The organism is Heyndrickxia acidiproducens DSM 23148 (genome assembly GCF_000374345.1).
GTDB lineage: Bacteria > Bacillota > Bacilli > Bacillales > Bacillaceae_C > Weizmannia > Weizmannia acidiproducens.
In genome coordinates, this window is record NZ_KB894067.1 from 1 (window position 1) to 3,016 (window position 3,016).

Here is a 3,016-nt window from a genome sequence, read left to right on the forward strand (position 1 = left end):
CTGTTTAACAAATAATCAGTCACTTACCGGAAGGCTGCACAATGAAATCTACCTATTAATGCCGCAAATTAGGTTTTTGTCACGGATTCAGGTTAGAGGTAAAACCTGCTCCTATTTATCTGAAAAATGAAAAGATGTTGGAAATTTATCGCAAACGGGTATCGGAGAAAAATTGGACGTCGATCTGGTATAAGCTGAATATAAATCTGTAGTTTTGAAGAATGTTGGGAAAAAGGAGGATTTTATAGTGGTTCATATCAAAGCAAATGGAATATGGGTGGTGATGATAATATTAAAACATTATTACTCAGAAAGTGAAAGTCAGGATTCTCATTCAACTGAACAAGAAAAATGATGTTGCTTTATCAGCTAGGCGAACGATGCCGTGTTACTAAGAGCGATCTTGCGTTACATATGGAAAATAAACAATTTATATGAACACGATAAGTATCAAGCAATCAAAAAACGTTGGAGGAATGATTATGATAAAGGGATTATACGAAGCGCATTTACCTGTCAGCGATTTGCAGCGATCGATTGATTTTTATCAAAGTCTGGGATTAAAGTTTTATAAAAAATACGAAAAAATTGCATTCTTTTGGGTAGATGAGGGCAAGAGCTGGATTGGATTATGGGAAGGGGAACAATCAGAACTTCCTTATCATCCTTCAATTCGGCATATTGCATTTTATGTTGAACTGGAAGATATCAAGAATGCAAAGAAATGGTTACATCAACGTGGAATTGAAGTTAGAAAGTCATTTAATATGGAACCAATAGAACCTGTCGCAGTACCTGATCAGGCCCATGCAATGATCTACTTTAATGATCCGGATGGCAATAGTCTGGAATTTATCACCAGACTGCCAAAAGAAATTGACCGGCTGGATAAAATGTATTTGAGTGACTGGGAAAATCTCTGTCTGCATGATAACGAGAAGTAATGATGGGGTTATATTACCATCCACCTCAACCAGGATGTTGCCTGTCAGAATCATCGTGTATAAACGTGACTGTATAGTGACTATGAAAAAACTATTGAAAAAGTTACGAGAAATAAAATTAATATGGCAAATCTGCAAAAGGGTGCCTGTATGGAGGATGAGATGAATGCATTTTGTTAGACTGTTAAATACAAAGAATGTGGAATTTTATGAAGTATATAGAGAGTATTGCGGAGAATCTCTTGGTTACTTATTAATCATAGACACAAGACGTCCGGGAAGATTATCAGACAATCCTGTTATTGATGAAATTGAAAAAGAATTTGTAGGAGCATCCAATTTTATAAAAGTTAACATCATAACTAAAAAAGAACTTCCACAACAATTTTTAGAAGAAATACAGTTATTTGTTTCCGGGTTAATTGAGGAGAAACCAGATAGCGGATTTTTTATTCATACATTTGTGAGCAAGAAAGAGCTGAGATATGACTTGCCTAGTGATATGGTTTCCATTGCTGAATTTGTCAAACCCTATTTAAAAGGTGTAAATGACGATGTCAGTTTTGCAAAATTGACAAATGAAAAATTTAATTATTTGTCCCAAGACTGATCATAGTGTATGACCTGTTTTTTCATAAAATATCTAATTCCACATCAATGTGAAACGTTTTGTTGTTCACATACTTTTTAAAATAAAAAATTCATTTCTGAGTAATCTGTTCATATCTTTTATGAAAAAATCGGAATGACAATGTTAAAAGCTGAAATGGCTGGGAGAGTGGTAAGGATGTCGGGAAAGGTTAAGAGATGCAATTGATTACAAGGGGAATAGTGATCAATGCCAAACACAGGAGTTGTTAAAAGTGGAGATTCGTGAACCTAACCAAGTTGAATTTGAGCAGATCATGCAGCTTTCTCCACAGGCAATCTATGATGGGACACTTGGTGAAACCAGGCCGGCACATGGGAAAATAAAGCAGCTTATTAAAAAGCTATTGGAAAATGGATGTTACTATATCATTGCAGTGGCGGATGAACAATTATTGGGCTGGATTCTTGTTGGCTCAAGCAAAGACCAGTTTTCTGATCAGTTAACCGGATTTATCTATGAATTATTCGTTAAAGAAGAATACCGAAGCAGGGGGATTGCCAAACAATTAATGTTAAGTGCCATCAACCGGTTAAAAACTGAAGGTTATTCTGAAATCCGCTTAAGTGCCTATGCGAATAATCCTGCAATCAAGCTATATGAAAATTTGGGTTTTAAGGTGAGAACAGTTTCAATGTGCCTAACTTTAAAAAAATTGAATTAGTGGAGAAGAAATTCTAAAAAATGGTATGTATTTCACAACAAAAAGTTAATTTAGGCGAGGTATTGTTAAATAGATGGATTTTTTACCATGCCCATTCACCAAACTAAGTAGTATGCTGCTTGAAAGGCTGGCTGACCAGTATTCAGATGGCAAAACAGATTTATAAAGAAGATCATTTTTAAAAAGGATGTATATAAAATGAAACAAATCTACGCCTTTGAAAATAAAGTGGACTTTGATAAATATCAAGATAGGATCCAGCGTTTTAGCGGGAGATTGAATGAATACCAAAAAATACTTGAAAAGCAGTATGCCTTAACTGAACTGCCCAAAGGTATCCTGTGGACAACCGAGGAATTGGCAACGACTGTTTTCTCTAAAATCCCTATACCGGCCTATACAAATGAAAACCTGATTTATATGACCCCTGACTTAGAATCCTGGAGAAGGCTTTTTTTAACGCAATTAGAGGGGAAAGAGCTGCCAAATATAAAAAGCTTTTATGAAAATTTTTCCGAAAACCAACTATTTATCATATTGGCACACGAATTAACCCACCATTCGGATTTGTTCCTGGATGATTTTGAAGATGGTTTAGAAAATGGGATATGGTTTGAGGAAGGCATGTGTTTTTATCTGCCCAGAAAACTTTTGTTAAGTGAGAAACTCAACTTTCGCAGACTGAAACTGGCAGGTAAGCCTTGATATAGTTAGGCAAACCCGCGATCCATTGTTGTAGTTGACTTTTAATTAACTTTT

The 3,016-nt window shown here is 35.4% G+C and carries 4 protein-coding genes; all 4 read left to right on the top strand.

Features of this window, described 5'->3' with window-relative positions; translation table 11 throughout:
• Positions 1 to 482 precede the first annotated feature (482 nt).
• Positions 483 to 944 carry a VOC family protein gene (locus tag C232_RS0118125; RefSeq protein ID WP_018665522.1) on the top strand — a complete coding sequence of 154 codons (462 nt, stop codon included), beginning with the start codon at positions 483 to 485 and terminating at the stop codon, positions 942 to 944.
• 166 nt (positions 945 to 1,110) lie between these two features.
• Positions 1,111 to 1,554: a hypothetical protein gene (locus tag C232_RS0118130; RefSeq protein ID WP_018665523.1), complete on the top strand. Its 444-nt coding sequence runs from the start codon at positions 1,111 to 1,113 to the stop codon at positions 1,552 to 1,554.
• 253 nt (positions 1,555 to 1,807) lie between these two features.
• Positions 1,808 to 2,257: a GNAT family N-acetyltransferase gene (locus C232_RS0118135; RefSeq protein ID WP_018665524.1), complete on the top strand. Its 450-nt coding sequence runs from the start codon at positions 1,808 to 1,810 to the stop codon at positions 2,255 to 2,257.
• A 198-nt stretch (positions 2,258 to 2,455) separates the two neighbouring features.
• Complete coding sequence (locus C232_RS19050; RefSeq protein ID WP_018665525.1) at positions 2,456 to 2,962, top strand: hypothetical protein; 507 nt, start codon at positions 2,456 to 2,458, stop codon at positions 2,960 to 2,962.
• Positions 2,963 to 3,016 lie beyond the last annotated feature (54 nt).

Bases quoted from the DNA above. Each gene is read 5' to 3' on its own strand.
- C232_RS0118125 (WP_018665522.1), top strand. From the start codon at position 483: ATGATAAAGGGATTATACGAAGCGCATTTACCTGTCAGCGATTTGCAG.
- C232_RS0118130 (WP_018665523.1), top strand. From the start codon at position 1,111: ATGCATTTTGTTAGACTGTTAAATACAAAGAATGTGGAATTTTATGAA.
- C232_RS19050 (WP_018665525.1), top strand. From the start codon at position 2,456: ATGAAACAAATCTACGCCTTTGAAAATAAAGTGGACTTTGATAAATAT.